This is a genomic window from Paenarthrobacter sp. RAF54_2, from assembly GCF_052113945.1.
Classification (GTDB): domain Bacteria; phylum Actinomycetota; class Actinomycetes; order Actinomycetales; family Micrococcaceae; genus Arthrobacter.
This window is the reverse complement of the sequence record NZ_JBFRDV010000001.1, coordinates 234,618-261,506: the sequence shown is the minus strand read 5'-3', so window position 1 is coordinate 261,506 and position 26,889 is coordinate 234,618. Positions and strand designations below refer to the sequence as shown.

The following is a 26,889-nucleotide window of genomic DNA, read 5'->3' as shown; positions in this document are numbered from 1 at the left end:
CTTACTTTTACGACGACGGCGCACCTCCAAGGCTACCTTCCCGAGCTGCCCCACTGGTGCAGCGAGAGTCAAACTCCCATCGCGCAGGAGCTACTGATCAGTAACTTACTGAAGCGTAGGTTATTCTTTAACGATGGCCGAGCTGCTCACTATCAAGCCCGCATGGCGCGGTTGGATCCACGCCGTTGCCGCCCCTTTCGCCCTCGCGGCCGGAATTGTCCTGGTGTCACTTGCCCCCACAGCCGACCGAAAGATCACCTCCACGATCTATGCGGTAACGGGCGTCCTTCTTTTCGGCGTCAGCGCCGTTTACCACCGCGGAAATTGGTCCCCGAAGACCCGGCTGGTGCTCAAGCGACTGGACCACACCAACATCATGCTGGTGATCGCCGGAAGCTATACGCCGCTGGCTTGGTCGCTTCTGGAGCGATCCCAAGCCGTCACGTTGCTGTGGATTATCTGGTCCGCGGCCATTGCCGGCGTGCTGTTCCGGGTTCTCTGGACCGACGCCCCGCGTTGGTTATACGTCCCGATCTATATTGCGCTGGGCTGCGGGGCGCTCTTTTACCTTCCGCAGTTCTTCACAGCGAATGCCGCCTCTGCCACGCTCATTTGCGTGGGCGGCGCCCTCTACATAGCAGGCGCGGTCTTCTATGCCATCAAGAAGCCAAATTTCAGCGTTCAACACTTCGGGTTTCACGAACTCTTCCATGCCTTCACCGTCTTGGCGTTCGCGGCCCACTTCATCGCCATCATGATGGCTGTCCTCAGCTAGCGCCGGAGGTCATTCGCGCCAGCATTGATTGCACGTCCGCAACGGTCCCCGCCGGCATCTCGCACACCATATCCCGGCACAAATACACTTGAGGCGAGCCGTCAGGCGCACCCGTGCGATGAAGCAGCAACGGGACCTCGCCATCACCAGCCGGGGACACGGCGTCGTTCTCTTGCAACGCGACCGCCATACCCGGGCTGGCGGATTTCAGAAGCGCACTGTGCAACTCGCTCAGCAGTGGCGAATCGGGACCAACGACGGCGGCCTCCACCGGCCCTGCCAGCGCCGCTTGCGCCGTGGCCAGGAGCCAACCGGCAACACGGGGCGCGCGTGTGGCCAGCGAAGGAAGCAGGTCCAGGATGTTCCCGGCCATGAGTCGCTGGGCGTGGGAGCCTGAGTACGCCGAATACGTCAGCAGCACTCCGGCAAATCCAGCAGCCCCGCTCGGCGTGGCATTGTCGAACGGATCAAGGGCAGCCCGCTGCCCTTGGGCGTTGAACACCTGGGCAGATTCCCCGGCCGAATCGGCGAGATGCCCGTCCTCGACAAAACGCGCTTCGGCGCCCCGGATGATGTGTTCCGCCAGGCGGTACCACCGCTTTTTTCCCGTCACGGCGTACAGCGAGAACAGGCCCTCTGCACAGAATGCGTAGTCTTCCAGGAGTCCCCCGATCCCCCGCGCCCTGGAATCGTGCGAGACCCGGACCAGCAGCCCGTGTTCGGCGTTCCAATGCACCTTCTCGAGATACTCGGCAACGTTCTCAGCTGCAGCGACGAGGTCCGGGCGGTCCAGCACCGCTCCGGCCTCGGCAAGCCCGGCGATCGCGAGCCCGTTCCAACCCGCCACAACTTTCTCGTCCCTGGCAGGCTGGTTCCGGAGATCGCGCGAGGCCAGGAGTGATGGCCTGACGCGGCGCCAAAGCGCGGTTTCGGAAGCCGACAGGGGCCGGCCCGGATGCAGAGGCGAACCCAATTCCGAGACGGTGCCCTGCGCACCAATATTCATCATGCGAGCCACGGCCTCAGCGTCATCCGGGCCAAGGACTTCCAGCAACGATCCGGGCGTCCAGAGGTACGCTGCGCCTTCGTGGTGCACACCGTCCACCACGGTATCGGCGTCCAAGGACGAAGCCAGACCACCCCCAGGCAGCCCCAGTGAGGCCAGCATCCATTCCCCGCATCTGGACGCTACCTCCGCCGCCTCCTCAGCGGGGAACTCCTCATTGCCCCCAAGCCGCACCCAGTGGGCGTAGACGCGCAGGAGCTGGGCATTGTCGTAGAGCATCTTCTCGAAGTGCGGCACGGACCAATCCGCCGTGACCGAATACCGGGCAAAACCGCCGTCGATTTGGTCGCATAATGCCGAACGTGCCATTCCGGCCAGGGCGCGTGCGGCCATGTCACGCGCGGCCTCCGATGTCTCCGACCGTGCCGCTGCGTGACGGATGAGGAACTCAAGCACCGCCGACGGCGGGAACTTTGGGGCGCTGCCGAACCCACCGGCGTCGGGGTCTTCTGACCGGGCCAAAACCGTTACTGCATCCGAAAGCAGCTGTGCATCAAGTACCTCGGGCGGGCCGTCAAGCCGAACGGCAGATGACAGCTGGGCGTTTGCTATGTTCGCGGCCAGTCCCCTGGCGTTTTGCTCCACAGCCTCGCGGCGTTCAACCCACGCCTCGTGGACCGCTTCAAGCACGTTTCGGAAGGACGGCCGGCCGGGCAAGGGAACGGGCGGGAAGTAAGTGCCTGCATGGAAGGCGAGGCCCTCCGGAGTCAGGAAAACGGACATTGGCCAGCCGCCTTCACCGCTGATGGCCTGCGTCGCCGTCATGTAGACAGAATCGACGTCCGGCCGTTCTTCCCGGTCCACTTTGACTGGCACAAAGTGGGCATTCAGGTAATCCGCAGTTTCCTGGTCCTCAAAGGATTCATGGGCCATGACATGGCACCAATGACATGCCGCATAGCCGATGGAGAGAAACACGGGGACATCCCGGGCTGTGGCAAGGGCAAACGCTTCGTCGCCGAAAGGACGCCAGAAGACCGGGTTGGCTGCGTGTTGGCGCAAGTAGGCAGACGGCTCCGCACCCAGGACGTTCGCCGCCCCGGGCCAGTTGTTTCCGCGCGGGCTAGCGACTTCCGGGAGCGGCATCGCCGTTCTCATCCGTGGTGCCGGCGTCGCCGCCCTCACTATCAAGGGTTCCGGCTTCTGCAGACAGACGGGCCTCCTCCACCTGCGCACGGTACCGAACCCTGCGGATACGGCGAACCATGTCCACGATGAGGAACGTCGAGAGGATGACGACGAAGGCCGTGAGGACGAAGCCCCAGGTCCCGGGCGTCACCTGGTCCTCGGACAGGCCAGGGCGCAGCGTCCCGGTGGGGTCCGGCGACGGACTGACGGTCAAGGCGAGGATCAAGTGGTGCACGTTCAAACCTTCTATGGGAGCTGATGCATGTCGGCAGGCTTCAGCATGAAGCTGGGCTGTTCGATGGCCGCCGACGATTTCTACAAACGATAGAAACTGGTGGCAACACCTATCTTATCCCCGCAAACAGGTCCTTTTCCGGCAACTCCGTAGACACCCTGGACTTGATCAGCGTGTAGTCCTCCCAAGGCCACGCCGTACGCTGCAAGTCAGGTGAGACCGCAAAGAAGAAGCCCATGGGATCGATCTGTGTCCGATGCGCCCGGAGAGCGTCGTCGCGCGCCTCGAAGAAGTCGCCGCAGTCCACCTGCGTGGTGGTCTGGTGCGCGGGAGCGGGAGGAGTGTGGCCCTCGGCATCTGCTTCAAGCCACGCCGCGAGCCGCTCAGCATACGGCGACTGCAGCCCGGCCTCTTCCAGCGCAAAGTGCAGTGCACGGAAGCGTTCGGGGCTGAAGGCGCGATCGTAGTAGAGCTTGCTGGGCGCCCAGGGCTCCCCTGTTCCGGAATAGCGTGAGGCGTCACCCGCTGCCTCGAACGCCTCCACGGCAACCTTGTGGGCCATGATGTGGTCCGGGTGCGGATAGCCACCGTTTTCGTCATAGCTGATGATGACGTGGGGCTTGAAGTCGCGGACCAGACGAACCAGCGGAGCCGTAGCGCGTTCCAATGGCTGCAGAGCAAAGCATCCCGGCGGGAGAGGCGGAAGGGGATCGCCCTCGGGCAGGCCAGAGTCAACAAAGCCAAGCCAGCGCTGCCGGATGCCAAGCACGGCCGCCGCGTTGGCCATTTCCAACCGGCGGGCACCTGCCATGTCGCGCTTGGGGTGCGGGGCGTCCAACATGCCGGGGTTCTGGATGTCGCCCCTGGATCCATCAGTGCAGGTGGCGACCATGACGTCTACTCCTGCAGCTGCGTACATCGCCATGGTCGCTGCACCCTTGCTGGACTCATCGTCCGGATGAGCGTGGACGGCGAGCAGCCGCAGCTGCTGCTCGGAACTGCTGGACGCTGTCACTTGACGGCTCCTCTTTCATGGATGGTGCAAATCAGGACTGTGCAGGAGGTGCCGGGATCCGCACTAAACTGGATAGGTGACTTCAGAGGACCTATCGGCCAACGAACTACCGGCAAGCAACAGCCTAGCCAATCGCTACGGTGGTCAAAAGCGCGGCTTGACCCGCGCATCGAAGCGGAACATCGTCATCGTGGCCCTGATCCTCGGAATTGTGTTCGCAGCATGGGTCGCAACGTCCTCTGCACAGGCTCCGGTGACCTTCAAGGACATCGGCTACAGCACTGTCGATGGCACCCAGGCCGAGGTCGACTACCAAGTCACCAAATACCCGGGAGCCACTGCCAAATGCGCCGTAAAGGCCATGGATTCCAAGTTCGCGGTGGTGGGCTGGAAAGTCGTGGTGATCGGCCCCAATGAGCCCAAGAACGGTGCCGATGGTGGGAGCACAACAGCTCAGCGAACGGTGTTGAGAACCGAGTCCCCCGCTGTCGCCGGCGTAGTGGATAATTGCTGGATCGTGGACAGCGGGAAATAACAATCGTGTGACCCACAACTCAACCAGTTTGGGTTCGTCCAGAGGATTTACTACAATGGATGAAACCTTCACCCCGTTAAGTTGGTTACTGAGTTCCACGAGTGGCCACCTCGGCGGGGTCTTTGCTTTGTCAGATCAAGAGGAGAAATCCGTGTCTACCACCAACAGCGCCACAGCAGCTTGGCTTACCCAGGAAGCTTTCGACCGCTTGAAGGCTGAGCTGGACCACCTTTCCGGCGCTGGCCGGGCGGAAATCGTCCAGAAGATCGAAGCCGCCCGCCAAGAAGGCGACCTCAAGGAAAACGGCGGGTACCACGCAGCCAAGGAAGAGCAGGGCAAGATTGAAGCCCGCATCCGTCAGCTCACCGCGCTCCTGCGCGATGCCCAGGTTGGCGAAGCCCCTGCCGATGACGGAATCGTAGAGCCCGGCATGTTGGTTGTTGCCCGCATCGCCGGGGACGAAGAGACATTCCTGCTCGGCTCGCGCGAGATCGCCGGCGACTCCGACCTCGATGTCTTCAGCGAGAAGTCTCCGCTGGGTGCCTCCATCATCGGCCACAAGGAGGGCGACAAGCTCAGCTACACCGCCCCCAACGGCAAGGTAATTCCGGTGGAGATCGTTTCCGCCAAGCCGTACGTCGCCTAAGCAGCGCCAAGAACCCGACGCCGGTCCACCCCTTCGCGGGGTGGGCCGGCGTTTTTCGTGCCCGGGCTACCCAACTAAGTCGCACCAGTGCGCGTTTAGAGAGCTCATAACGCGCACAACTGCGACTCACTTGGGTCAGGTGGTGGCCTGGGGTTTCGGACGTAACAGGATGGCCGCGATGATCCCCCCAACGGCGCCGCCAAGATGGGCCTGCCACGAAATAAAGCCCATGACGGTTGGCAACACCCCGAAGAGGATGCTGCCGTACGCCATGAAGAGCACCACGGATAACAGAATCTGCCACCAGCTCCTGTTGAAGAATCCCCTGACCAGCAGGAACGCGAAGAACCCGAAGACCAGCCCTGACGCCCCCACCGTCACTCCTCCACCGCCGATGAGCCACACCGTTAGGCCTGAACCCAGCCAGCTGAAGGCCAGGGCTGTGAGGAAGACCCTGACGCCGGCCAGGAAAACCAGGAAGCCGAAGATGATGAGGGGCAGGGTATTGGACAGCAAATGGTTGAGGTTCGCGTGCAGCAGCGGAAACGTCAGGATGTCCAGCACTCCATCAATGCTGCGGGATCGAAGCCCAAACGTACTGTTGAGGCCATGCCGCATCAGCGTGTTCAGGAACTCGATCACATACAGCAGGATCACGAAGCTGCCCATGAACAGCAGGCCGCCCTTTGCCCGGCCCGCGAGTGTCTCCTTGGCCTCGGCCTTGGATCCGTCAGGCGTTTCGAGCACCATATCCGCGTCTCCCCGTCAGTGCACCACGATCGGCTGGAAGCCTTCGGCCCTCAAGGCACCGAGGACCTGTTCGCCGTGTTCGTGGCCCTTCGTTTCCAGGTTAATGGTGATGGAGACGTCGCCCATGCTGATGGAGCCGCCCAGGCGCGTGTGGTCAAGGCCCGTGACGTTGGCGTCGTTTTCGGCAATGATGCGGGCAATAGTCGCCAGTGAGCCCGGGCGGTCATCCAGCATCATCCGAACCGTCATGAACCGGCCCGCGGCCGAGAGACCACGCTGGATAACTTTGAGCATCAGCATCGGATCGATGTTGCCACCGGAAAGCACGACGGCGGTGTTCCCCGGGTTTTCGATCTTGCCATCCATCAGCGCGGCTACTCCCACCGCGCCTGCCGGCTCCACGACCATCTTGGCCCGTTCCAGGAGGAAGATCAGGGCCCGGGCAAGGGAATCCTCGCTCACAGTCACAACATCGTCCACGAGCTCGCGGATGATGCTGAAAGGAAGCTGCCCTGGCCGGCCTACGGCGATGCCATCGGCCATGGTGGAGACCTTTTTGAGCGGCACCAGGGCGTCTGCAGCGAGGGACGGAGGGTAGGCAGCCGCGTTTTCCGCTTGTACCCCGATGACCCGGATCTCGCGTCCGAGCTCCTTGGCCCTGGCCTTGATGGCCACCGCGACGCCGGCAAGAAGCCCTCCGCCGCCGACGCCCATGAGGATGGTGTCTACGTCCGGGATCTGTTCCAGGATCTCCAGCCCGATGGTGCCCTGGCCAGCGACGACGTCCACGTTGTCAAAGGGGTGCACAAAGACTGCGCCCGTTTCGTTGGCGTAGCGCTGGGCTTCGGCCAGTGCTTCATCCACGTTGTGGCCGTGCAGGATAACTTCGGCACCATGGCTGCGCGTTGCTGCAAGCTTGGGCAGAGCGACACCGAGCGGCATATAAATGCGGGCGTTGATGCCCAGGCTCTTCGCGGCTACGGCTACGCCCTGAGCGTGGTTGCCTGCAGAGGCAGCCACCACGCCGCGCTTCTTCTCGGCATCAGTCAGGCGCGCCATCCGCACGTACGCGCCGCGGACCTTGAAGGATCCGGCACGCTGCAGGTTCTCGCATTTGAAGAAAACTTTGCCGCCCACGAGGCTGCCCAGCGCACGGGACGACTCCACCGGAGTTTTGGTAATAATGCCCTCGAGCAGCTCCTGCGCCTTGAGGACATCGTCCAGCGTGACGGGCAGGGTATCGAGGGTATTCACTGACTATTCTCCTTTGTTGGTGTCAACTGCAGGCTCCTGGACGGAGGTGTTATCTGCGGTCTTGGTTTTGCCGACGGCGCTGCTGCCGCTGCGGGATCCGGCTCCCGGAAGGTGGACTTCCTTGAAGTTGGAGTCACCACCAGCTTCCGACGGCGCGGCTCCAGGCTGCAGCTCGGCCGCGCCCAATCCTTCATCATGTTCCCACGTCCGGCCGGCAATGTAGCGAACCGCCGTGTTTACTACGGCGAGCAGCGGCACTGCGAACAGCGCGCCGGGGATGCCCGCGAGATAGGATCCGGCAGCTACTGAAAGAATGACTGCCACGGGATGAAGCGCCACAGCCTTACCCATAACCAGCGGCTGCAGGATATGACTTTCAAGCTGCTGGACAAGCAAGACGATGGCCAGCATGATCAGCGCATTCACGGGTCCGTTCGCCACAAGGGCCAGCAGGACGGCGATCGCACCGGTAACAAGCGCACCCACCACGGGAATAAAGGAACCAATGAACACCAGGACCGCAAGTGGAAGCGCAAGCGGAACCTGGATGATCGCGGCACCGGCTCCGATGCCCACGGCGTCCACGAAGGCAACGAACATCTGGATCCGAACATAGCTGACCATGGAGGTCCAGCCGCGGCGTCCGGCACCATCAGCGGCCCTCCGGGCTGTCTTGGGCAGCAGCCGGACCAGGAACGCCCATATGCGGCTGCCTTCCAGCAGGAAAAAGATCAGGATAAACAGGGCCAGGACCAGGCCGGCGGCAAAGTGTCCGGCCGTGCTGCCAAAGGACAGGGCACCGCTGAGGATGGTGCTGCTGTTGTCCTGCAGGGCCGTGACGCCGTCTGAAATGTACTGGTCAATTTGGTCGGCCGTCAGGTGCAGGGGGCCGGCAGCGAGCCAGTCCTGGATCTGCTGGATTCCCGTCAGCGCCTCCGTCCAAAGCTCCCCGAATCCTGAGACCAGCTGCCTCCCGACCAGCGCAAGGGCACCCCCGATGACCCCGATGAAACCCAGCACTGTGATGGCCACAGCCGCACCGTTGGGCAGATTCCGCTGGCGCAGCCAGAGCACCACTGGGTAGAGGAGTCCGGCCAGGAGCGCCGCGACCATGACCGGAATGATGAGGAAGCTGACCTTGCCCAGCAACCAGACCAAGGCGCCGATCATCAGCAGGATCAGGCCCAGCCGCCACGACCACGCAGCCGCAATGCGCACTCCGTAGGGAATGTCTTGGGCAATTTGTCGGTCAGAACGTGATTTGGCGTCAGGTGTTGGCGTCATGAACCCATAATTCCGCAGCCCGCCCCGTATGGGAAACCGGCCCGCCGCGCATCGCCTAGAGGGAGGCCGTAATCCCCCACGTCATGGTCAACGTCTCCCCTGGCGCAAGCCAACGCAAACCATCCCCGCTGTTAAAGGCGTTGGCTGGACCGGTCATGGGCTCTATGGCGACTACTTTTGATCGGCCAGGGAAGGTGTCCGTGACGAACACGTGGACATATTGGCAGTTCTGGTCTTGCTCAAGTGACACGCTGCGCCCATCCGGCGCGGTCAGCGTATGGCGGGCCACGCCGCCGTCGAACGTCAGGTCCGTCAAGGCGACGTCGATATCCAGGCCGCCCACTGAGCGACCTGAAGAAAGGTCAAAATCTCCCTCCACGGCAGCGGTGCTGCGGGGAATCAACCGCTCGTCCGCGACCAGGCGGGTGGCTGCATTGACCGTCAGGACCAAATCTTCAGGGGCTACCTCGCCCAGCCGCAGGTAGGGGTGGGCGCCCAGGACGACGGGAGCAGCATCTTGTGAATCGTTGACCATCGTCTGCGAGACGCGAAGGTCCAGGTTTTCGTCGAGCTCATACTGAACGAGGTGCCGCACAAGGAAGGGGTAGCCATGCTGTGGGAAGACGGTAGCTTCAAGGGTCACGGAGAACTCAGACTCGTCCACCAAGGTGTAACCGACGTTCCGGAGCAGTCCGTGGCTGGCGTTGTTGCGCGAGACCTCGGTGATATCGAGCTGCTGCTTTTTGCCGTTGAGATACCAGACGCCATCCTCCACCCGGTTGGCCCACGGGGCGAGGGTGATGCCCGTGGCGCCTGGCGGAATCTCGGCGTCACCGTAAGTTTCGGTGAGTTGGACGCCGCCGCGAGAGTACAGCCGAAGACCTGCCGCGAGCTCGGTCACGATGGCGAGCGCATCGTCCCGGCGAAGCTCGAATTGGCGGCCGGTGGCGAAGCGTCGGGGTGCTGGTTCGAGCGGGCTTTGGGCAGATGGGGAAGAGGCAGACATGGCAATACCGTACTGCATGCCGTCCCGTTCCCAGCGAATGAGGGATGTTAGCTTTTGTTTGAAACTATGCGTTTTTGATTGCTTTGTGGGATGATGGACCCATGAGCCGTATGACCCGCACCCGCCTCGCTGACAACCGTGAGTTGATCTACTTTGATGACCCCGGAACTCCTGAGCGCACACCGGACTCGCTGGTGGACCACCGCGAGCTTCCGGCCCGTGGCGAGCCCGGCGAGGTCAGGTACGACGCCCTGTCCGGCGAATGGGTAGCAGTGGCCGCCCACCGCCAAAGCCGCACCCATCTCCCCCCGGCCGACCAGTGCCCTATCTGCCCCACGACAGCGGCGAATCCCTCGGAAATTCCGGCCTCCGACTATGACGTCGTGGTGTTTGAAAACAGATTCCCCTCACTGGGACCTGCGCTGGGCGACATCCCGCAGATCCCCGGTCATGGATTCGCCGGCCACGGCGTCACCGGGCCTGCCTTCGGTCGCTGCGAAGTTGTGGCCTTTACTCCCCAGCACACAGGATCCTTCGCAGAATTGGGAGAGACCCGCGCCCGCACCGTCATAGAAGCCTGGGCACAGCGCACAGAAGCATTGAGCGCCCTGCCCGGCATCAAGCAGGTCTTCCCGTTCGAGAACCGCGGCGCCGATATCGGAGTCACCCTGCATCACCCCCATGGCCAGATTTACGCGTACCCCTACGTCACGCCCCGGGCCGCCACCTTGGGCGCGGTAGCCCGCAAGTACTACGACGACGTCGACGCGAAAGAAACGCTTGGCGCGTCCCTCCTGAAGGCAGAACGCGAGGATGGCAGCCGGATGGTTCTGGAAGCCAAGCACTTCAGCGCCTACGTGCCCTTCGCCGCACGCTGGCCCTTGGAGATCCACCTGGTCCCCCACCGCAGCGTCCCTGACCTCGCGGCCCTGACGGGCGAAGAACGCGATGAGCTCTCGCACGTCTATCTTGACCTGCTGAAGCGGCTTGATGCGCTCTACCCCACCCCCATGCCGTACATCTCCGCGTGGCACCAGGCACCCCTGGACCCGATCCTGCGCCCGGCGGGGCAGTTGCACCTGCAGCTGACCTCACCGCGCCGCGCCGCCGATAAGCTCAAGTACCTGGCAGGCTCTGAAGCAGCCATGGGAGCGTTTATCAATGACACCACCCCGGAAGCCGTGGCGGAGCGACTCCGCGACGTCGCTGCAACCACCGACGCCATACGGTTGGCCGACACCCTGGAAGGCACCCGAGCATGACCACCACCACTGACACAAGCGTGCTTTCCGCCCGCTTTCAGGAAACTTTTGGTTCGAGTCCCGACGGCGTGTGGCAGGCACCGGGGCGCGTGAACCTGATCGGCGAACACACGGATTACAACGAGGGCTTCGTCCTGCCGTTCGCGATTGATAAGACCGCCAAGGTTGCCATCAGACTCCGTGCAGACTCCAGGGTGCGGCTGCTGTCCCTGTTCGGGGGTCATGGTTTGGTGGAAGCGGACCTTTCAAGCTTGGAACCGGGATCCGGCCAGGGCTGGTCACGCTACCCCCTCGGCGTTGCCTGGGTCCTGAAAGAGCGTGGCATCGACGTGCCCGGCTTTGACCTGCTGCTCGATTCGGACGTTCCGCTGGGCGCTGGGCTCTCCTCCTCCCACGCGATTGAATGTGCCGTCATTTCTGCCCTCAACGACCTCACGGGGGCAGGTCTAGGCGCAGAGGACTTGGTGCTCGCCACCCAGCGTGCTGAGAACGTGTTCGTCGGCGCACCCACCGGCATCATGGATCAATCCGCTTCTCTGCGCGGCGCCAAGGGTCATGCTGTGTTCCTGGATTGCCGGGACCAGCACGTTGACCTTGTCCCTTTCGACGCCGAAGCATCGGGCCTGGTCCTGCTGGTCATCGACACGAAGGTGTCGCATTCACACGCCGACGGCGGTTACGCCTCCAGGCGCGCCTCCTGCGAGTTGGGTGCCGAAATCCTCGGCGTCAAAGCACTGCGCGACGTCGGCGTGGAATCGTTGGAGGAAGCCGCGGGCTTGCTGGATGAGACAACCCTTCGCAGGGTCCGCCACGTGGTCACAGAAAACGACCGCGTACTCCAGACCGTGGAAATCCTCACCAGCCAAGGCCCTGCCAGCATTGGCGCCTTGTTGGACGCCAGCCATGTGTCCATGCGCGACGACTTCGAGATCTCCTGCCCCGAGCTCGACCTCGCCGTGGAGACCTCCCGGGCCAACGGCGCGATTGGTGCCCGCATGACGGGCGGGGGTTTTGGCGGCTCCGCCATCGCCCTGACCCCGGTAGGCCAGGAGCAACAGGTGCGTGACGCCGTCGTGCGTTCCTTCGCCGAGAGCGGTTTCACCGCCCCTGACATCTTCACCGTGACTCCAGCAGCAGGCGCACTTCGCTTGGCCTGACCTGTCCGGCTTACGCCCGTCTTCCTTGCAGATGCCGGGCGTAAGCTGGGGCCATGACTGAGGCTGTCATCGTTTCCACTGCCAGAAGTCCAATTGGGCGGGCCTTCAAAGGCTCCCTCAAGGACGAGCGACCCGACGACCTTGCGACCGCCATGGTGCAGGCCGCACTCGCGAAAGTTCCGGGTTTCGATCCTGCCGCCGAAGATGGAGGCGGCCTTGATGACATCCTGCTGGGCTGCGCCGAACCCAGTGGTGAAGCGGGCTCCAACATGGCCCGCGTCGTCGCCGTCCTCGCAGGCCTGGACCGCGTACCGGCGGCTACCATCAACCGGTTCTGCGCGTCCAGCCTCCAAACGCTCCGCATGGCCTTCCACGCCATCAAGGCCGGTGAAGCGAACGCGGTCATCTCGGGCGGGGTGGAGAGCGTCTCGAGGTATCAGAATTGGGCAGGGGCCGGACAGACCGACGTCGGCAATCACAACCCACTCTTCGAATCAGCAGCCCAGCGGACAGTGGCCCGGGCGGCGTCGAATATTCCCTGGACGGATCCGCGGCTAGGCGGGAGGCTTCCTGACATCTATATCGCCATGGGCCAGACAGCCGAGAATGTTGCCACCAGCTACGGAATCAGTCGGGCAGAGCAGGACGAGTGGAGCGTGCTGAGCCAGAATCGCGCTGAAGCGGCCATTGCCTCGGGTTTCTACGCCCGCGAGATCACACCGCACACGCGCAAGGACGGCACCCTGGTTGACCGGGACGACTCTCCGCGGGCGGGAGTGACCTTGGAGGCTGTTTCCGCCCTGGACCCCGTCTTCCGGCCCCAAGGCACAGTGACGGCGGGGAATGCGTGCCCACTGAACGACGGCGCCGCCGCCGTTCTGGTCATGAGTGACGCACGCGCACGCGAACTTGGACTTCAACCGTTGGCACGAGTTGTCTCCACCGCCGTTTCCGCCCTGTCACCCGAACTCATGGGCATGGGACCAGTTGAGTCAACGCGGCGGGCGTTGGCACTGGCAGGACTGACGATTGACGACATCGACCTCGTGGAGCTCAACGAAGCCTTTGCCGTCCAAGTGGTTGCGAGCGCCCGTGAACTTGGCATCGACCCACAGAAGCTCAACGTGCACGGTGGCGCCATTGCCCTGGGGCACCCCTTCGGTATGACCGGAGCTCGCATGACCACCACGCTCCTCAATGGTTTGAAGGAACGCGACGGAACCCTTGGCCTGGCCACGTTATGCGTTGGAGGCGGCCAGGGAATGGCTGTAGTTTTCGAACGCCTGAGTTGAGGTGTCCTGGGCCACGCCACTGTTTTAGCCAGGTCCCCGTTTAAAGAAAAATGCCCCCGAAATAATTCGGGGGCATTTTTCTTGAACTTGGGCGGACTTAGTCGTCGCCGCGCAAAATCGCCAGAAGCCGGATGATTTCGACGTAGAGCCAAACCAGCGTGACGGTCAGGCCGAAGGCGGCGATCCAGGAATAGCGCTCAGGTGCGCCGGCACGGACGCCTTGTTCGATGCTGGTGAAGTCCATGATGAGCGAGAAGGCTGCCAGGCCAATCGCCAGGATGCCAATGAAGACACCCAGCGGGATGCCTGCAATCGTGATACTCGTGCGCAGGCCGAACGGTTCCTGAACCGCACCGGTCCACATCATGACGAGGTTGATCAGCGCAAAGACGGCGTAGCCGATGGTGGCGATCATGAAGAAGCGCACCATCTTGGGTGTGGCGCGGACCTTGCCGCTCTTGAAGAGCAGCAGCGTGACGCCGAAGACTGCCAAGGTACCGATGACCGCCTGGAGGCCCACGCCGGGGAACATTCCGTCAAGAATCCGGGTCAGGCCACCGAGGAAGAGTCCCTCAAGACCCGCATAGGCGAGAATCAGCGCCGGCGAAGGCTGCTTCTTGAACGTGTTGACCAGTGCGAGCACGAATCCGCCCAGCGCGCCGACGATCATCAGCATGCTCGACAGGGCCGGTGCTACAAAGAGCGTGATGCCCGCGCCCACGACCAAGGCAACAAGGCAGGCGACGGTCTTCATGATGACGTCGTCGTAGGTCATCCGGCCGGTGTCGGCAGGTCCTGCTGCAGGCTGGTTGTACATCTGCTGCAGTTGTTCGTTGGTCATGTTCTGCTGCGAGGCGGACCAAGCGGACCCGGCGTCGAGGACCTGTCCAGGCGCCCGGCCTGGAGCCTGGTTAAACTGCTGGCCGTACGGGTTGGAATACGGATTTTGCGGAACAGGCGGTGCCTGTTTGGCTCCACGGAAATTCTTTCCGTTGAAGATAGGGTTTCCGCCAAGTGCCATTGCGGGTGTCCTCCTGAAAAGGGCTAAGTGATAATTCACGGTACCAATTACCACGCGTCCAAGGCACGGAAAGTTCCCTTGTTCACCCAGACGAAACTCAACCGTGACACGAATGTGGAAGATTGCTTGTTGCCTATAGCTTCACAGTTGTTATCCGATCGCTATCTTCTGACCTCTATGCTGTGCATTTTTTAGCCGCAGCGAGCGGTAACATAGGCCACACATGGGTGACTTAGATCACAATCGAGGCAGCTAGGGAAGAACTATTCGCAAGCCCCATGACCGTTCGCACCGGCTGCAATGGCGCAGCCGGGACCACCCCCACTGTGGAGGTTTCCATTTTGAGAAGCACACTGCGCGACCCGTCCATGAGACGGTCCAAGGGACTGCAGAGAGCCGTGGGGGCGTTCTTCGCAGCCCTCATTGCCACTCTGTTGATCGCCGCCCCCGCGGCGGAGGCAACCACCCCCTCGCCTTCGCCATCCCCAACGAATTTCCAGAACAATATCAGCGGCTTCCTCCGCGACGATGCCCGTGCTCCCATACCGGGCGTGAAAATCAAGGCCTCGGGCAACGGGTTCGAAGGGGAAGCGACCTCCGGAGCCAACGGAGCCTGGAACATAGGCGTCCCCGTACAGGGCACGTACAGAGTTGAGCTGGATACCTCCACCTTGCCCCAAGGCATCAAACTTGCCGACGGTCAGGAGAACCCCCGCGATGTCACCTTCAGCCAGACGTCCAACCTGTCAGTCATCTTCGCCTTCGGTAAGGGCATCGTCGTCCAGCAACAAGACTTCGGCCAAAACCTCCTCAACCGTCTGGTTGCCGGGCTGAGCTTCGGCCTGCTGCTGGCACTTGCCTCCGTCGGCCTGTCCCTTATCTTCGGCACCACAGGCCTTACCAACTTCGCCCACGGCGAGATGGTGACCATGGGTGCCGTGCTCGTCTTCATGCTCAACAGTTTCGGGTTGCCGTTCTGGCTGGCCATCCTGCTTTCGCTGATCGGCGGCGGGCTCTTCGGCTACGTCCAGGATGCCGGACTCTGGCGGCCGCTGCGGCGGCGCGGCTCTGGCCTCGTCCCCATGATGATTGTCAGCATCGGCCTGGCACTGGCCATCCGCTACGTCATCCAGTTCTTCTTCGGCGGCGCAACCCAACAGCTGCCCGGAGCCCAAAGCGCGGAGGTCCAGATCGGGCCCATCTCCATCTCTCCGAACAACCTGTGGTCCCTGTTGATCAGTGCCGTGGTGATTGCCCTGATCGGTATCATCCTGCTGAAGACCCGTCTCGGTAAAGCAACCCGTGCAGTGGCTGACAATCCTGCGCTGGCCGCTGCTTCGGGCATCGACGTCGACTCGGTCATCCGGCTTGTATGGATCGTTGGCGGCGTCCTCGCTTCCCTCGGCGGCATCCTGTGGGCCTACTACCGGCCCGGGGTGACCTTCGACATGGGCTCGCAAATCCTGCTGCTCATCTTCGCCGGCGTGACGCTCGGTGGACTGGGAACCGTCTTCGGCGCCCTGCTCGGCTCCATCGTCGTCGGAATCTTCGTGGAGCTGACCACGGTCTTTGGCCTCCCCGCCGACCTCAAGTACGTTGGCGCTTTGTTCATCATGATTGTTGTTCTTCTGTTCCGACCGCAGGGTATCCTCGGCCGGCGTGAGCGTGTGGGTTAGGAGCGGGCCATGGACTTCGGATTTATTCTTTCCAGCGCCCTTGGCGAATTGTTCAGCCCGACGACGGCGGCCTACGCACTTGCTGCTTTGGGCCTCGCCGTCCACTTCGGCTACTCAGGCCTGTTGAACTTCGGCCAGGCCGGATTCATGGCAGTAGGAGCCTACGGTTTCGCCATCTCCACTTTGACCTTCAAGACGCCGTTCTTCATCGGGCTCCTTATCGCGGTCCTGTGTTCGGTGATCTTCGCGTTCATCCTGGGTATTCCGACACTGCGCTTGAGGGCGGACTACCTCGCTATCGTCACGATCGCAGCAGCGGAAATTGTGCGCTACGTCGTCACTACCAACCAGCTCACCGGCGTTACGGGTTCGGCAAACGGCCTGGCCGCATTCGAGGGTGGCTTCTACTCCATGAATCCCTTCCCTGAGGGGTCCTACATGGGAATGAACAACCGTGACTTCTTTATCCGGGTTGTGGGTTGGGGCCTGGTCATTATCTGCTGCCTGCTGGTCTGGCTGCTGATGCGCAGCCCTTGGGGGCGCGTCCTGAAGGGCATCCGCGAGGATGAGAACGCGGTGCGGTCACTCGGCAAGAATGTCTATTCCTACAAGATGCAGGCCCTCATTATTGGTGGCATCCTGGGCGCCCTCGCCGGCATGATCTTCACCCTCCCCCGCGGCGCCGTCCAGCCCTCCAACTACGGCACTGAGCTCACGTTCTTCCTTTGGACCTGCCTCCTGCTCGGTGGCATGGCCACCGTCCTGGGCCCGGTGATCGGAGCCATGATCTTCTGGGTGGTGCTCTCGCTGACGCAGAGCCTGCTTTATGGGCTCATCGAATCCGGAGTCGTCACCTGGCTGACCACCGTTCAGGCCGGCCAGCTGCGCTACATCCTTGTTGGTGTGGCACTGATGCTCCTGATGATCTTCCGCCCGCAAGGCGTCTTCGGCAATAAGAAGGAGCTTGCTTTCGCATGAGTGAGACCAACGAACCAAGCAGCAACAACCCAACCAACCCGGTTACCCCTTCCGGCACTGGTGGCTCAGCCCACCGCGCCATCCCAAGCGACGAGTCAGGCATCGACTACATGACCGATTCGCGTCCTATTGCGGTCGGGGAAAATACCCCTGGCTGCAAGAAGCGCGATCCGATCGTCGTGGCCGAAAACGTCACCCGCTCCTTCGGCGGCATCAACGCCGTGGACGTGGAATACCTGGAGATCCCCCGCCACAAGATCACCGCATTGATCGGGCCAAACGGTGCCGGCAAGACCACCCTGTTCAACTTGCTCACCGGCTTCGACACGCCAAACACGGGCAAGTGGCAGTTCGAAGGAAACAGTATTGCCGGCGTCTCGTCCTACAAAGTGGCCCGCATGGGCATGGTGCGGACATTCCAGCTGACCAAGGTCATGGGCAAGCTGACAGTCATGGAAAACATGCGGCTCGGTGCAGCGGACCAGCCTGGCGAGCGTCTTTCCAAAGCCCTGTTCAAGGGCATGTGGGGTGGCCGGGAGAAGGAGATCACGGCACAGGCACACGTGCTCTTGGAGAAGTTCAAGCTGGACACCAAGAGGGATGACTACGCCGCTTCCCTCTCCGGCGGCCAGCGTAAGCTCCTGGAGATGGCACGATCCCTGATGGTGAGGCCCAAGCTCGTCATGCTCGACGAGCCCATGGCCGGCGTGAACCCCGCACTGACCCAGTCCCTCCTGGACCACATCAAGAACCTCAAGGCTGAAGGCATGACGGTCCTGTTCGTGGAGCACGACATGAATATGGTGCGCCACATCGCAGACTGGGTAGTAGTCATGGCAGAAGGAAAGATCGTGGCCGAAGGCCCTCCCGGGGAAGTCATGAAGAACCCTGCCGTGATCGATGCTTACCTTGGCGCACACCACGACGTTGACCTCGGCGACGCTGAAGGCATCAAGGTGCTCGAGGCAGAACTTGAGGCTGACGAAGAGTCGGTGGTGGGAACGGAAGACGCAGGCATCCTGTCCGACATCGTAGAAACCAAGAAGGAGGACGGGAAATGAGCAGCACCAGTGCAATGCCCGCCTCGGCAGATGCCCCGGCCAGCGATTCCGTCGTCAAAGTCACCAACCTGGTGGCGGGCTACATTCCTGGCGTCAACATCCTCAACGGCTGCTCCATCGAGGCCCGCAAAGGTGAACTGATCGGCATTATCGGCCCCAACGGCGCCGGTAAATCCACCCTGTTGAAGGCCATGTTCGGCCTGGTAAAAGTCCACTCCGGCACCGTGGTGGTCCGGGGTGAGGATCTCACTGGTCTGAAGGCCAACAAGCTGGTCACGCGGGGCGTTGGTTTTGTCCCCCAGACCAACAACGTCTTCGCCACCCTCACCATCGAAGAGAACCTCCAGATGGGCATGTTCCAGCGGCCCAAGGCGTTCGCTGAACGCTTCGACTTCGTTGCCAGCCTCTTCCCGGAACTGGCCAAGCGACGTGCCCAGCGAGCCGGTTCCCTCTCAGGCGGTGAACGCCAGATGGTAGCCATGGGGCGGGCGCTCATGATGGATCCTGCGGTGCTCCTGCTCGATGAGCCATCGGCGGGCCTCTCCCCCGTCAAGCAGGACGAGACCTTCCTTCGGGTCCATGAGATCAACCGCGCCGGTGTTTCGGTCATCATGGTGGAACAGAACGCCCGCCGTTGCCTGCAGATCTGCGACCGCGGCTACGTCCTGGACCAAGGGAAGGACGCCTACACAGGCACTGGACGCGAGCTCATGAAGGACCCCAAGGTCATCCAGTTGTACCTGGGAACCCTGGCCGACGAGGTCTAGCAGCCGCTTTACACGCACGGAGGGCCCCGGGTTACCTGGGGCCCTCAATCGTTCCCCTCCCGTGCGAGGCCCGCTCTTCGCCCAAAACCACCCCAAGCACGCACACCAGGCCCCATAACACAGAACAGGTCCCCTTCCTGGAGAGGAAGGGGACCTGTTCTGTGTTGCGATCTAGCCGGGCCTTGGCTTAGAGCTTGCCGAACTCCGCCTTCACGGGCATTAGCTTATTCTCGTTGGTGTATTGATAGATGCCGATATAGGCTTCCGTCGGGTCACCCGCATCCGAGAACGTGATTGGACCCGACTGGCCGTCGTAGTCGATGTCCTTGCCGTTACGAAGCAACGTGACGCAGCTGGCGAAGTTGTTGCACTTCTCGCCACCCTGCGATACGTCCTTGAGCTTGGCTGCGATATCAGCGCCCTTGGTGCTCTTGGCTTCCTCAGCGGCGAGAGCAATCAGGTTTACTGCATCGTAAGACTCACCGCCGTATGTGAAGTCCTTCAAAGCCGGATCCACACTAAGAAGTGACTTGGTGAACGATTCGGCCGCGAAAGTGCCAGGGAATGTTCCGTGAGCGCCAGTGAGCGTGCCCGGTTGGAAGTCCTTGCTGTAGTCGGTGGTGTTGCCATCAACCAGGAACAGCTGTCCGGGCTTTGCCCCCTTGCCTGTGACAAGTGGAATAATGCTCTTGGCTTCATCAAATGTAATCAGGACAATGGCGTCGGGCTTTGCCGCAATGACCTTGTCCACCTGGCTGCTGAATTGGGTGTCGCCGGTATTGAACAGTTCCTCGGCTACCACCTTGCCGCCGGCAGCTTCAAAGGCCGCCTTAACGTTCTTCTGCAAGCCGGTTCCGTACGCGTCGTTGAGGACGATCATGCCGACGGTCTGAGCGCCGCAGGTGGCCATGTAGTTGCCGAGAACCTTGCCCTGCAGGACGTCGGAGGGTGCCGTGCGCCAGTAGAGGCCCTTGTCATCCCATGTTGTGAAGTCGGGCGACGTATTTGCCGGGGAGAACTGAAGCACACCTGCGCCTGTGATCTGGTTGATGACCGTCTTGGAAACACCGGACGAGGCCGCCCCAATAATGGCGCTCACGCCCTGGCCCAAGAGGGCGGTGGTGGACTGGGTTGCGATGTCGGTCTTGGTGTCACCAGAGTCACGGTGCACCACCGAAACGGGAGCGCCGAGAACGCCGCCAGCATCATTGACTTCCTTGATACCGAGGTTGACGCCAGCAACTTCGGGTGGGCCGAGGAACGCGAGCGACCCCGTTGTCGGCAGAAGCGATCCAAGTTTCAGAGGAGTGGAGGTAGTGGTGGTCGAGGGAGGTACGGGTCCCGTGTTGGTAGCAGCCTGGCTGTTGCTGGCTCCCGCCCCTGCACTCGGAGCCGGGCAGGAGATGCCTGCCGCGGCGGCGGAACTGGACCCGGTCTGGCTCGGCGTGGAGGACCCACCACAAGCTGTGGCCAGGAGGGCAACCCCAATGCCAAGCGCTGTAAGCTTGGCGGCTCGGGGCGCCGCTTGGGAAAGATCAAACATTCGTTGTCTCCTCGATCGAAAGGTGCGAACTGCCTTTGATGCGATAACTCAGGTGTTCCTGATTAAGACTCAAACTAGTGCAATTGATCCGGGAAGATAAGTGATTCAGGTCACATCCCTATAACACTCGTTGCCTGTGGGGAATCTACGAGCCTGCTGGGAAAAGTCTCTGAAGAGTGGCTGACACATGGAAGGGGAGGAAACGTCCTCCCCTTCCGCTCAGTGCCCCAAGTGGGACTCGCTGGGGAGGCATTGGAGTACGCCACGAAACGCATCATTCCACCACTGAGAAAGTGCACCGGTTCCCCACCCAGGCTAGCGAGCATTCGAGAGCATATGAAGACCATCAAAGATCCGCTGTTCATCACCATCGATTTCACTGGCATCGCCATCGGCGCGGGGGCCGTAGTGTCCGGCGGCAAGTACCCCGTGGTCAGCTTCGGGTTGCTGGCAGCTTGGCTGGTGGTTGCGGTGGTTGCCGGAGTGATACTTGCGAGGCGGCTCAGGCATGGTTGATCTGGAAGAAATCCGGGCGGCGGCCGAAGCGAAAGCCAAGGCCGCCGCTGAGGCCGAGCGCCTGGACTTGGAACTGCGCACCCTCATCCGGGAAGCATTTTCAAAGGACGACATCCGACTCAAGGACCTCATCGAAGCCACCGGCCTATCCAAGCCCCGCCTTTATCAGATCAGGGACGGCAGGCGCTGAATGGCTGGCCACCAAGCCCAACACTTGGTAGTCATCCCAATACCCGAAAAGACCCTCGGTTCCCTTGCAAACAAAGGGAACCGAGGGCCTTTTCGTCAGTGCCCCAAGTGGGACTCGAACCCACAACACGCGGATTTTAAGTCCGCTGCCTCTGCCAATTGGGCTATTGGGGCGCCCGCACCATGGTATCCCAGCTAGACGGGCATCCCAGCTACACGCGTTCGAATGGCGCCGCGTAGCGAAAGGTGCCGTGGACGCCGTCGGGCCATGCCGGAAGCGGCAGCAGCTGGAAGTGTTCACCCCAGGAAGCCTCGGGCGGTTCCACCCCCAAGGACGTGGCCGGCACGTACCCGAAGCGCGGGTAATAGAGAGGGCTGCCCAGCAAAGCAATCGCAGGCTCCCCTGCCGCCGTGGCGCGCGCGGCAGACTCACGCATGAGGGCCGAGCCGACGCCGCGTCGCTGAAACTGGGGAAGGACGCCGATGGGACCCAACCCCACAAGTTCCAGGTCGCCGATCCAGCCGCGAGTGCTGATGGCGTAGCCAACAATGTCCCCGCCGATCTCAGCTACGATGCTCAACTCTGGAATGTACTCATCGCACTCGAAGAGCTGCTGCAGCAAACCAACTTCCAGGGGAGTCCCCTCAACCGGCTGACTGGTCATCGGAGAAATAGAGAAGGCGCGTGCCGTCAGTTCCAGGATTTCAGGGCGGTCTTCTGGCCGCTCAGTCCGCAGTACCACCCCTCGGGCCAGCAAACGCAACACGTCCAGCGCGCGGTCGGCGTCCGCTACGGGGACCAGCAAGTGGTCATGGTGAAAGCCCGCCAGGACGTTGCAGCTGATGCCTGCGTGCGTCAACGCCGCGCTCACGGCTGCGGTCAGCCCTACCGCCTCCAGCGCGGAATGGATCTGCAGCGTGATCCAGGCGGCCACGAAATCGTAGGAAAGGCCAAGCCTGTCCGCCTCACCCCGTCGCAGGACCACGGTCAAACCCTCGGCCTCCCGGACGGCGGCCTCGATGTCGCCTTCCAGCGGCTTGCCATGCGGCCAGAGGGCGTACACGTAGTCACCCTCCCTGATGACAGGATGCAGTGACGCCAGAAGGGTCTTCAGATCAGTTTCGCCGGGCATGGCTACAGCTTAAACGACGACGACGGCCACACCCCTTAGGGGAGCAGCCGTCGTCGAACGTGTACTACTTGGCGTCAGCCGATACCGGAGTCTTGTCCTCGGCAGGCTTTTCCGCAACAGCAGGTGCGGGGGCAGGTGCAGCAGCCGGCTTGGGGGCCGGGGTTGCAGCTGCAACGAAAGCACCACGGGGGTTGTCCAGGTCAATCAGCTGCGTGGTGTCGCGGCCAGCGAAGAAGGCCAGGATCCAGCCGAAGATCACGCGGAACTTACGCTCAACCGTGGGCATCGCCATGCCGTGGTATCCACGGTGTGCCAGCCAGGCGAGGCCGCCCTTGAGGCCGATGCGGCCCAGCAGGTTGATGTTGGCAACGCCCTTCCACTCGCCGAAGCCGGCCACGGCACCAAGGTTCTTGTGCTTGTAGTCGTGCAGCGGCTTGTCCCAGCGGGAAGCCCAGAGGTTCTTTGCGAGCTTCTTTGCCTGGCGGAGCGCGTGCTGGGCGTTAGGAACGCAAGTACCGTCCGGCAGGCCCTTGCCCGTGAGGTCCGGAACAGCGGCGATATCGCCGGCTGCCCAAGCGTTCTCGACGATGCCTTCGTCGCCGGCAATACGGAGGTCCGGGAGGACGCGGACACGGCCGCGCGGTTCCAGCGGGAAGTCGGTGGAGCGGATCATCGGGTTGGCCTGCACGCCGGCAGCCCAGACCAAGGTGTCAGCTTCAACTTCACCTGCGGACGTCTTGTCCGGGAGGTTGATCAGCTTGAGGTTGCCCTCTGCGCTGTCCAGGGAGGTGTTAAGGAGGACCTCGATATCGCGGCTACGCAGGTGCTCAACAACCCACTCTGCCTGGGATGCGGTGACCTCGGGCATGATGCGGCCCATGGCCTCAACGAGGATGAAGCGGACCTCTTCCTGGCGGACACGCGGGTTGTTCTTGACCGCGGCGCGGGCGAGGTCTTCCATTTCGGTGAGGCATTCGATGCCGGCAAAACCGCCACCGACAACCACGAAGGTGAGGGCCTTGGCGCGCTCTGCGGGGTCCGTCATGGTGGAAGCGGCTTCAATGCGCTCCAGCACCTTGTTGCGCAGTGCTACGGCTTCCTCAATGGTCTTCAGGCCGATGCCCTTGTCGGCGAGGCCCTTGATCGGGAAGGTGCGGGTGATGGCACCGGCCGCGATGACGACGTCGAAGTACGGAATCTCGAAGGGAGCTTCACCATTGGCAGGCGCCACAACCGCTGTGCGGTTTGCGTGGTCGATGCTGGTGACGCGGCCCTGAATGAGTTCGGTCTGCTTGAGGTGCTGACGGTGGGAGACGACGGCGTGGCGTGCCTCGATGTTGCCACCAGCGACCTCAGGGAGGAACGGCTGGTAAGTCATGTAGGGCAGTGGATCTACGACGGTGACGATGCCACCTGCATTCGCGATCTTCTTCTGCAATTTAAGGGCTACGTACAGGCCGACGTAGCCGCCGCCGACGACGAGAACCCGGGGACGGTCAATGAGCTCTGGGGTGGTTGCCATGAAACCAGAGTACAGCACTTTGTGAAAATCTTCACTAGCTACTTCCGGGTGGGTGGATCCACCGCTTCCAGCGTTCCCGTTTCGGCCTCTTCCCCTGTAGACGAAGGCCGCCGCGCTACCCTGCGCAACTGAATGGATGCGCCCACAAGGATCACCGCGAAGATGCCGCCGAAGCCGAGTACGACGGCGGCCGGAAGCGCGTCGTCCACGTGCGCCGGAGTGGCGGCAACTGGAACAGTTGGATCTGCCAAGGTAGGTGGCGCGCTGGTAGGACTGGCCACGGGCGCCTGGGACGGGGTGCTGAAGTCACCCCGCCGGTGGACACGAATCCAATCCGCGATCGAACCGAGCGGGTTGGTGCTTGTGGTCTCTACCTCATCCTTCAGAGCTGCCTCTGCGTTCAGCACACCGTAGCCGTAAAGCGGGTCCTTGCCAGGGGCGCCGGCGTCCTTGGCCGTGCTCACAATCCTGTTGATGACCTGCTTTGCACTCATCTCCGGCCACTTGGACCTGATGAGTGCGGCCACGCCGGAAACAATGGGCGCGGACCCGGAAGTTCCAGCCCATTCGGCGTATCCGCCTCCGGGCATCCCGCCAAGGAGGTTTTCTGCCGGTGCTGCAACGCCGATGCTGATCCCCTGCGAGGAGGAGTCGACGCTGGCCCGGCCATCGCCGTCGAGCCCTGCCACGGTGAGTACACCGGGAATGGTGGCGGGAGCTCCAACCTGCACGTTGCCACCCACCCGGTTGCCCGCGGCGGCGACGATCACCACATCCTTTTGCTCGGCATACAGGAATGCCGCATCCCAACTTTGCGGCCAGACCGGTGAGGTACTGCCCAGGGAAATATTGATGACCTTTGCGCCATTGTCCACAGCCCACCGCACGGCATCGGGAATCTGTTCCTGGTCCGTCTTGCCTCCGGGGTTCGGTGAACCCAGCCAGGTGGACACGGCCAGGATCTCAGCTTCAGGCGCGACGCCGACAATTCCGTCCGGTCCCCCAGCGGGAGGAACGGTGGGCGAGGCTGAGGGCGAAGGGGAACCTGTGGGCGTGATGTGTCCGCGCCCGGCCAGCATGGTGGCCACAAGTGTCCCGTGCTCCGTTTTCGCGCCGATGCTCTTCTGTCCGTTGGGCGCGCCAGCTCCGGAAACGTCCGTTCCGCCCACCACGACGCCCTTGAGGTCAGGGTGGTTCCCGTCAATGCCGCTATCGATGATGGCTACCTTGACGCCGGCTCCCTTGGAGACCTGCCAGGCATTCGTGATTCCCGATTCCTTGAGCCAGAACTCCTTGTCCCGCCAAGCGTCCGCCGTCGCTGCCGGGGCAGTCAACAGCGCACCGGCCAATGCTCCCCCGGCCAGCGTCGTGGCCAGGGCAGCAGAAAGCAGGCGATGGTATCGCAGGGTCATGCGGAGTCCCGGATACTCAGGGCAATCCCATCCAGGATGTCGTGTTCGCTGGAAATTGCACCGCTGATAGCACCGTTGCCCACGGCGGCAAGCCTTCCCAGGATGCGCCGCCACACCAGGGCTCCAGCTCCGATGACGTCCACACGGCCTGGATGCATGTAGGGAAGACCCGCCCGCTCGTCGCGGGTCATTTCCAGCAGGCTGGTGCACGCATCGCTGATGGTTTCAATGTCCAGGTAGGCACCGTGGATCCGGTCAGGCTGGTACTCGCTCAGGCCCAGGGCGTGCGCAGTGATGGTGGTGATGGAACCCGCGACGCCAACCACGGCTGTGGCACGATCCAGCGGAACGGTCTGCGCGGCAAGGTCAAGTGCGGCGTCGACGTCGGCCTCTGCTGCAGCAATCTGCGCCGCAGTAGGCGGGTCGCTGCGAAGGTGGCGTTCCGTCAGCCGAACACATCCAATGTCCACAGAACGCGCGGCAATCACGCCACTGGCGTCGCCGAGGACGAATTCGGTGCTGCCGCCGCCAAGGTCAACCACCAGCACGGCGTCATCGCCGGTAACGGGCAAAACGCTGCTGGCACCTGCGAAGGACAGCGCAGCTTCCTCATCACCCGAGATAACTTCCGGCTCCACACCCAGAAGCTCCCGGATTCCATCAACGAAAACCTGGCGATTCCGGGCGTCGCGGGTGGCCGAGGTCGCAGCAAAGCGCACGCGCGTGGCACCGTGTTCACGGATAAGTGCTGCATAGTCCGCGGTGGCGGAGAATGTGCGTTCCAAGGCCTCGGGAGCAAGTTCTCCGGTAGCATCCACACCTTGTCCCAGCCGCACCACGCGCATTTCACGCACGACGTCGGTCAGCGGCCCGGGCGCCCCGTTCGCCGAGGCGTCGGCAATCAGGAGGCGGATGGAGTTGGTTCCGCAGTCAATGGCGGCGACGCGGCTCATGCGTCCTCCACCAATTCGCTGCCTGACTCGGCCTTGGGCTTTCGGACCGGTGCCGGACGCCCCACGATGTCAGGCAATCCTTGAGGACCGTGACGGCTCAGATCCCTGGAAGGAGCCTCGCCTGCAGTGTCCCAGGCGCCATCGCAGTAGCAACGGTCCTTGGTCCACCACTCTGCGATGGCGTCCAACGCTTCATCACCCAGCGGGTTGACCCCGGGACCAGCAGCCAGGGAATGGCCAACCAGGACGTGCAAGCACTTGACGCGGGTGGGCATGCCACCAGCGGAGATCCCATCGATTTCCGGAACGGCCCCCGTGCCGGAACGCCCAGCGATCTCATTGCGTGCCTGCAGGTAGGACTCATGGGCGCCGTGATACGCATCCGCAAGTTCCTGATCCGCGGTGAGCCGATCATTCATCTCGTTCATCAACCCGCCCGCTTCGAGCCGCGACACGGCGGACGTGATGACCGGGTGGGTCAGGTAGAACGTGGTGGGAAACGGAGTTCCGTTGCTAAGCCGGGGCGCAGTGGCCGCGACGAGCGGATTCCCGCATACACAGCGCGCGGGAATCTCCACCACGTCCCGCACCGGCCTGCCCAGCTGTCGGCTGAGGACGTCGAGGTCGTGTGCTGATGGCTGGCGGGATTCCTGCGGCACGGCTGCCGTGTTCTCTTCCACTTGCGCTGCCAACCTTCCTGCCCTTTTGGCCAT

Annotated in this window: 26 protein-coding genes and 1 tRNA gene; 12 read left to right on the top strand and 15 right to left on the bottom strand. The window is 62.5% G+C overall.

The features are described from left to right. Nucleotides 1–133 precede the first annotated feature (133 nt). A complete protein-coding gene (gene trhA / locus AB4Y87_RS01175; protein WP_442002662.1) occupies nucleotides 134–775 on the top strand; it encodes a PAQR family membrane homeostasis protein TrhA in 642 nt (213 codons plus the stop codon). Here the strand turns inward: trhA and AB4Y87_RS01170 are convergent. The 3 genes from AB4Y87_RS01170 to mca form a co-directional block, all read right to left on the bottom strand. Further along, on the bottom strand, nucleotides 768–2,927 hold the full coding sequence (locus tag AB4Y87_RS01170) for a thioredoxin domain-containing protein (protein WP_442002661.1): 2,160 nt from the start codon (nucleotides 2,925–2,927) through the stop codon (nucleotides 768–770). The two genes, trhA and AB4Y87_RS01170, sit on opposite strands and share 8 nt — an antisense overlap. Beyond that, the gene (locus AB4Y87_RS01165) at nucleotides 2,905–3,204 is read right to left on the bottom strand and encodes a hypothetical protein (RefSeq protein WP_442002660.1); all 300 of its coding nucleotides are present in this window, start codon (nucleotides 3,202–3,204) and stop codon (nucleotides 2,905–2,907) included. The genes AB4Y87_RS01170 and AB4Y87_RS01165 overlap by 23 nt, the downstream gene beginning before the upstream one ends. A 109-nt stretch (nucleotides 3,205–3,313) precedes the next feature. Beyond that, nucleotides 3,314–4,219, bottom strand: coding sequence for a mycothiol conjugate amidase Mca (gene mca, locus AB4Y87_RS01160; protein WP_442002659.1), 906 nt, complete (start codon nucleotides 4,217–4,219; stop codon nucleotides 3,314–3,316). 76 nt (nucleotides 4,220–4,295) lie between these two features. Between mca and AB4Y87_RS01155 the strand changes: the two genes are divergently transcribed. After that, a complete protein-coding gene (locus tag AB4Y87_RS01155; RefSeq protein ID WP_442002658.1) occupies nucleotides 4,296–4,754 on the top strand; it encodes a DUF4307 domain-containing protein in 459 nt (152 codons plus the stop codon). Nucleotides 4,755–4,905: 151 nt separating this feature from the next. Continuing rightward, entirely contained in the window at nucleotides 4,906–5,400 is a 495-nt protein-coding gene (gene greA / locus AB4Y87_RS01150; protein WP_442002657.1) for a transcription elongation factor GreA, read from the top strand. A 135-nt stretch (nucleotides 5,401–5,535) separates the two neighbouring features. Here the strand turns inward: greA and AB4Y87_RS01145 are convergent, their stop codons facing one another. From AB4Y87_RS01145 to AB4Y87_RS01130, 4 genes are read right to left on the bottom strand one after another with little or no spacing between them, the layout of a single operon-like run. Then, complete coding sequence (locus tag AB4Y87_RS01145) at nucleotides 5,536–6,150, bottom strand: rhomboid family intramembrane serine protease (protein ID WP_442002656.1); 615 nt, start codon at nucleotides 6,148–6,150, stop codon at nucleotides 5,536–5,538. Nucleotides 6,151–6,165: 15 nt separating this feature from the next. Next, nucleotides 6,166–7,404, bottom strand: a complete 1,239-nt coding sequence (gene ilvA, locus AB4Y87_RS01140) for a threonine ammonia-lyase (protein WP_442002655.1) — start codon at nucleotides 7,402–7,404, stop codon at nucleotides 6,166–6,168. Between the two features lie 3 nt (nucleotides 7,405–7,407). After that, a complete protein-coding gene (locus AB4Y87_RS01135) occupies nucleotides 7,408–8,688 on the bottom strand; it encodes an AI-2E family transporter (protein WP_442002654.1) in 1,281 nt (426 codons plus the stop codon). A 55-nt stretch (nucleotides 8,689–8,743) separates the two neighbouring features. Then, a complete protein-coding gene (locus AB4Y87_RS01130; RefSeq protein WP_442002653.1) occupies nucleotides 8,744–9,694 on the bottom strand; it encodes an aldose 1-epimerase family protein in 951 nt (316 codons plus the stop codon). A 101-nt stretch (nucleotides 9,695–9,795) separates the two neighbouring features. Here AB4Y87_RS01130 and galT point away from each other — a divergent pair, with 101 nt between their 5' ends. The 3 genes from galT to AB4Y87_RS01115 are packed head-to-tail and all read left to right on the top strand — an operon-like array spanning nucleotide 9,796 to nucleotide 13,405. After that, nucleotides 9,796–10,956, top strand: a complete 1,161-nt coding sequence (galT, locus tag AB4Y87_RS01125) for a galactose-1-phosphate uridylyltransferase (RefSeq protein WP_442002652.1) — start codon at nucleotides 9,796–9,798, stop codon at nucleotides 10,954–10,956. After that, nucleotides 10,953–12,113, top strand: coding sequence for a galactokinase (gene galK / locus AB4Y87_RS01120; RefSeq protein ID WP_442002651.1), 1,161 nt, complete (start codon nucleotides 10,953–10,955; stop codon nucleotides 12,111–12,113). Before galT ends, galK begins: the two co-directional genes overlap by 4 nt. A 53-nt stretch (nucleotides 12,114–12,166) precedes the next feature. After that, on the top strand, nucleotides 12,167–13,405 hold the full coding sequence (locus tag AB4Y87_RS01115) for an acetyl-CoA C-acetyltransferase (RefSeq protein WP_442002650.1): 1,239 nt from the start codon (nucleotides 12,167–12,169) through the stop codon (nucleotides 13,403–13,405). Between the two features lie 97 nt (nucleotides 13,406–13,502). Here AB4Y87_RS01115 and AB4Y87_RS01110 read toward each other — a convergent pair whose 3' ends face one another. Further along, nucleotides 13,503–14,426, bottom strand: a complete 924-nt coding sequence (locus tag AB4Y87_RS01110; RefSeq protein ID WP_442002649.1) for a Bax inhibitor-1/YccA family protein — start codon at nucleotides 14,424–14,426, stop codon at nucleotides 13,503–13,505. A gap of 278 nt (nucleotides 14,427–14,704) precedes the next feature. Between AB4Y87_RS01110 and AB4Y87_RS01105 the strand changes: the two genes are divergently transcribed. From AB4Y87_RS01105 to AB4Y87_RS01090, 4 genes are read left to right on the top strand one after another with little or no spacing between them, the layout of a single operon-like run. Continuing rightward, complete coding sequence (locus tag AB4Y87_RS01105; RefSeq protein ID WP_442002648.1) at nucleotides 14,705–16,102, top strand: branched-chain amino acid ABC transporter permease; 1,398 nt, start codon at nucleotides 14,705–14,707, stop codon at nucleotides 16,100–16,102. Nucleotides 16,103–16,111: 9 nt separating this feature from the next. Then, on the top strand, nucleotides 16,112–17,080 hold the full coding sequence (locus tag AB4Y87_RS01100) for a branched-chain amino acid ABC transporter permease (RefSeq protein ID WP_442002647.1): 969 nt from the start codon (nucleotides 16,112–16,114) through the stop codon (nucleotides 17,078–17,080). Beyond that, nucleotides 17,077–18,141, top strand: a complete 1,065-nt coding sequence (locus tag AB4Y87_RS01095) for an ABC transporter ATP-binding protein (RefSeq protein ID WP_442002646.1) — start codon at nucleotides 17,077–17,079, stop codon at nucleotides 18,139–18,141. Before AB4Y87_RS01100 ends, AB4Y87_RS01095 begins: the two co-directional genes overlap by 4 nt. Then, the gene (locus AB4Y87_RS01090) at nucleotides 18,138–18,908 is read left to right on the top strand and encodes an ABC transporter ATP-binding protein (protein ID WP_442002645.1); all 771 of its coding nucleotides are present in this window, start codon (nucleotides 18,138–18,140) and stop codon (nucleotides 18,906–18,908) included. The genes AB4Y87_RS01095 and AB4Y87_RS01090 overlap by 4 nt, the downstream gene beginning before the upstream one ends. 187 nt (nucleotides 18,909–19,095) lie before the next feature. Here AB4Y87_RS01090 and AB4Y87_RS01085 read toward each other — a convergent pair whose 3' ends face one another. After that, on the bottom strand, nucleotides 19,096–20,451 hold the full coding sequence (locus tag AB4Y87_RS01085) for an ABC transporter substrate-binding protein (protein WP_442002644.1): 1,356 nt from the start codon (nucleotides 20,449–20,451) through the stop codon (nucleotides 19,096–19,098). Nucleotides 20,452–20,787: 336 nt separating this feature from the next. Between AB4Y87_RS01085 and AB4Y87_RS01080 the strand changes: the two genes are divergently transcribed. After that, nucleotides 20,788–20,967: a hypothetical protein gene (locus AB4Y87_RS01080; RefSeq protein ID WP_442002643.1), complete on the top strand. Its 180-nt coding sequence runs from the start codon at nucleotides 20,788–20,790 to the stop codon at nucleotides 20,965–20,967. Then, the gene (locus tag AB4Y87_RS01075; RefSeq protein ID WP_442002642.1) at nucleotides 20,960–21,157 is read left to right on the top strand and encodes a hypothetical protein; all 198 of its coding nucleotides are present in this window, start codon (nucleotides 20,960–20,962) and stop codon (nucleotides 21,155–21,157) included. Before AB4Y87_RS01080 ends, AB4Y87_RS01075 begins: the two co-directional genes overlap by 8 nt. Nucleotides 21,158–21,256: 99 nt before the next feature. Here AB4Y87_RS01075 and AB4Y87_RS01070 read toward each other — a convergent pair. The 6 genes from AB4Y87_RS01070 to AB4Y87_RS01045 form a co-directional block, all read right to left on the bottom strand. Beyond that, nucleotides 21,257–21,330 (bottom strand) — tRNA-Leu (locus AB4Y87_RS01070). Nucleotides 21,331–21,368: 38 nt separating this feature from the next. After that, on the bottom strand, nucleotides 21,369–22,289 hold the full coding sequence (locus AB4Y87_RS01065; protein ID WP_442002641.1) for an N-acetyltransferase: 921 nt from the start codon (nucleotides 22,287–22,289) through the stop codon (nucleotides 21,369–21,371). Between the two features lie 64 nt (nucleotides 22,290–22,353). Continuing rightward, nucleotides 22,354–23,811: an NAD(P)/FAD-dependent oxidoreductase gene (locus tag AB4Y87_RS01060; RefSeq protein ID WP_431119027.1), complete on the bottom strand. Its 1,458-nt coding sequence runs from the start codon at nucleotides 23,809–23,811 to the stop codon at nucleotides 22,354–22,356. Nucleotides 23,812–23,849: 38 nt separating this feature from the next. Then, entirely contained in the window at nucleotides 23,850–25,223 is a 1,374-nt protein-coding gene (locus AB4Y87_RS01055) for a S8 family serine peptidase (protein ID WP_442002640.1), read from the bottom strand. Then, nucleotides 25,220–26,176: a Ppx/GppA phosphatase family protein gene (locus tag AB4Y87_RS01050; protein WP_442002639.1), complete on the bottom strand. Its 957-nt coding sequence runs from the start codon at nucleotides 26,174–26,176 to the stop codon at nucleotides 25,220–25,222. The genes AB4Y87_RS01055 and AB4Y87_RS01050 overlap by 4 nt, the downstream gene beginning before the upstream one ends. After that, nucleotides 26,173–26,856, bottom strand: a complete 684-nt coding sequence (locus tag AB4Y87_RS01045; protein WP_442002708.1) for a DUF501 domain-containing protein — start codon at nucleotides 26,854–26,856, stop codon at nucleotides 26,173–26,175. The genes AB4Y87_RS01050 and AB4Y87_RS01045 overlap by 4 nt, the downstream gene beginning before the upstream one ends. Between the last annotated feature and the right edge of the window lie 33 nt (nucleotides 26,857–26,889).

Excerpts from the sequence above, each read along its gene's own strand:
- AB4Y87_RS01095 (WP_442002646.1), top strand. The coding sequence starts at position 17,077 with ATGAGTGAGACCAACGAACCAAGCAGCAACAACCCAACCAACCCGGTT.
- AB4Y87_RS01110 (WP_442002649.1), bottom strand. The coding sequence starts at position 14,426 with ATGGCACTTGGCGGAAACCCTATCTTCAACGGAAAGAATTTCCGTGGA.
- trhA (WP_442002662.1), top strand. The coding sequence starts at position 134 with ATGGCCGAGCTGCTCACTATCAAGCCCGCATGGCGCGGTTGGATCCAC.
- AB4Y87_RS01135 (WP_442002654.1), bottom strand. The coding sequence starts at position 8,688 with ATGACGCCAACACCTGACGCCAAATCACGTTCTGACCGACAAATTGCC.
- AB4Y87_RS01115 (WP_442002650.1), top strand. The coding sequence starts at position 12,167 with ATGACTGAGGCTGTCATCGTTTCCACTGCCAGAAGTCCAATTGGGCGG.
- AB4Y87_RS01060 (WP_431119027.1), bottom strand. The coding sequence starts at position 23,811 with ATGGCAACCACCCCAGAGCTCATTGACCGTCCCCGGGTTCTCGTCGTC.
- AB4Y87_RS01085 (WP_442002644.1), bottom strand. The coding sequence starts at position 20,451 with ATGTTTGATCTTTCCCAAGCGGCGCCCCGAGCCGCCAAGCTTACAGCG.
- AB4Y87_RS01105 (WP_442002648.1), top strand. The coding sequence starts at position 14,705 with ATGACCGTTCGCACCGGCTGCAATGGCGCAGCCGGGACCACCCCCACT.
- galK (WP_442002651.1), top strand. The coding sequence starts at position 10,953 with ATGACCACCACCACTGACACAAGCGTGCTTTCCGCCCGCTTTCAGGAA.
- AB4Y87_RS01100 (WP_442002647.1), top strand. The coding sequence starts at position 16,112 with ATGGACTTCGGATTTATTCTTTCCAGCGCCCTTGGCGAATTGTTCAGC.
- AB4Y87_RS01170 (WP_442002661.1), bottom strand. The coding sequence starts at position 2,927 with ATGCCGCTCCCGGAAGTCGCTAGCCCGCGCGGAAACAACTGGCCCGGG.
- AB4Y87_RS01055 (WP_442002640.1), bottom strand. The coding sequence starts at position 25,223 with ATGACCCTGCGATACCATCGCCTGCTTTCTGCTGCCCTGGCCACGACG.
- AB4Y87_RS01065 (WP_442002641.1), bottom strand. The coding sequence starts at position 22,289 with ATGCCCGGCGAAACTGATCTGAAGACCCTTCTGGCGTCACTGCATCCT.
- AB4Y87_RS01130 (WP_442002653.1), bottom strand. The coding sequence starts at position 9,694 with ATGTCTGCCTCTTCCCCATCTGCCCAAAGCCCGCTCGAACCAGCACCC.
- AB4Y87_RS01080 (WP_442002643.1), top strand. The coding sequence starts at position 20,788 with ATGAAGACCATCAAAGATCCGCTGTTCATCACCATCGATTTCACTGGC.
- AB4Y87_RS01145 (WP_442002656.1), bottom strand. The coding sequence starts at position 6,150 with ATGGTGCTCGAAACGCCTGACGGATCCAAGGCCGAGGCCAAGGAGACA.
- AB4Y87_RS01050 (WP_442002639.1), bottom strand. The coding sequence starts at position 26,176 with ATGAGCCGCGTCGCCGCCATTGACTGCGGAACCAACTCCATCCGCCTC.
- AB4Y87_RS01090 (WP_442002645.1), top strand. The coding sequence starts at position 18,138 with ATGAGCAGCACCAGTGCAATGCCCGCCTCGGCAGATGCCCCGGCCAGC.
- galT (WP_442002652.1), top strand. The coding sequence starts at position 9,796 with ATGAGCCGTATGACCCGCACCCGCCTCGCTGACAACCGTGAGTTGATC.
- AB4Y87_RS01075 (WP_442002642.1), top strand. The coding sequence starts at position 20,960 with ATGGTTGATCTGGAAGAAATCCGGGCGGCGGCCGAAGCGAAAGCCAAG.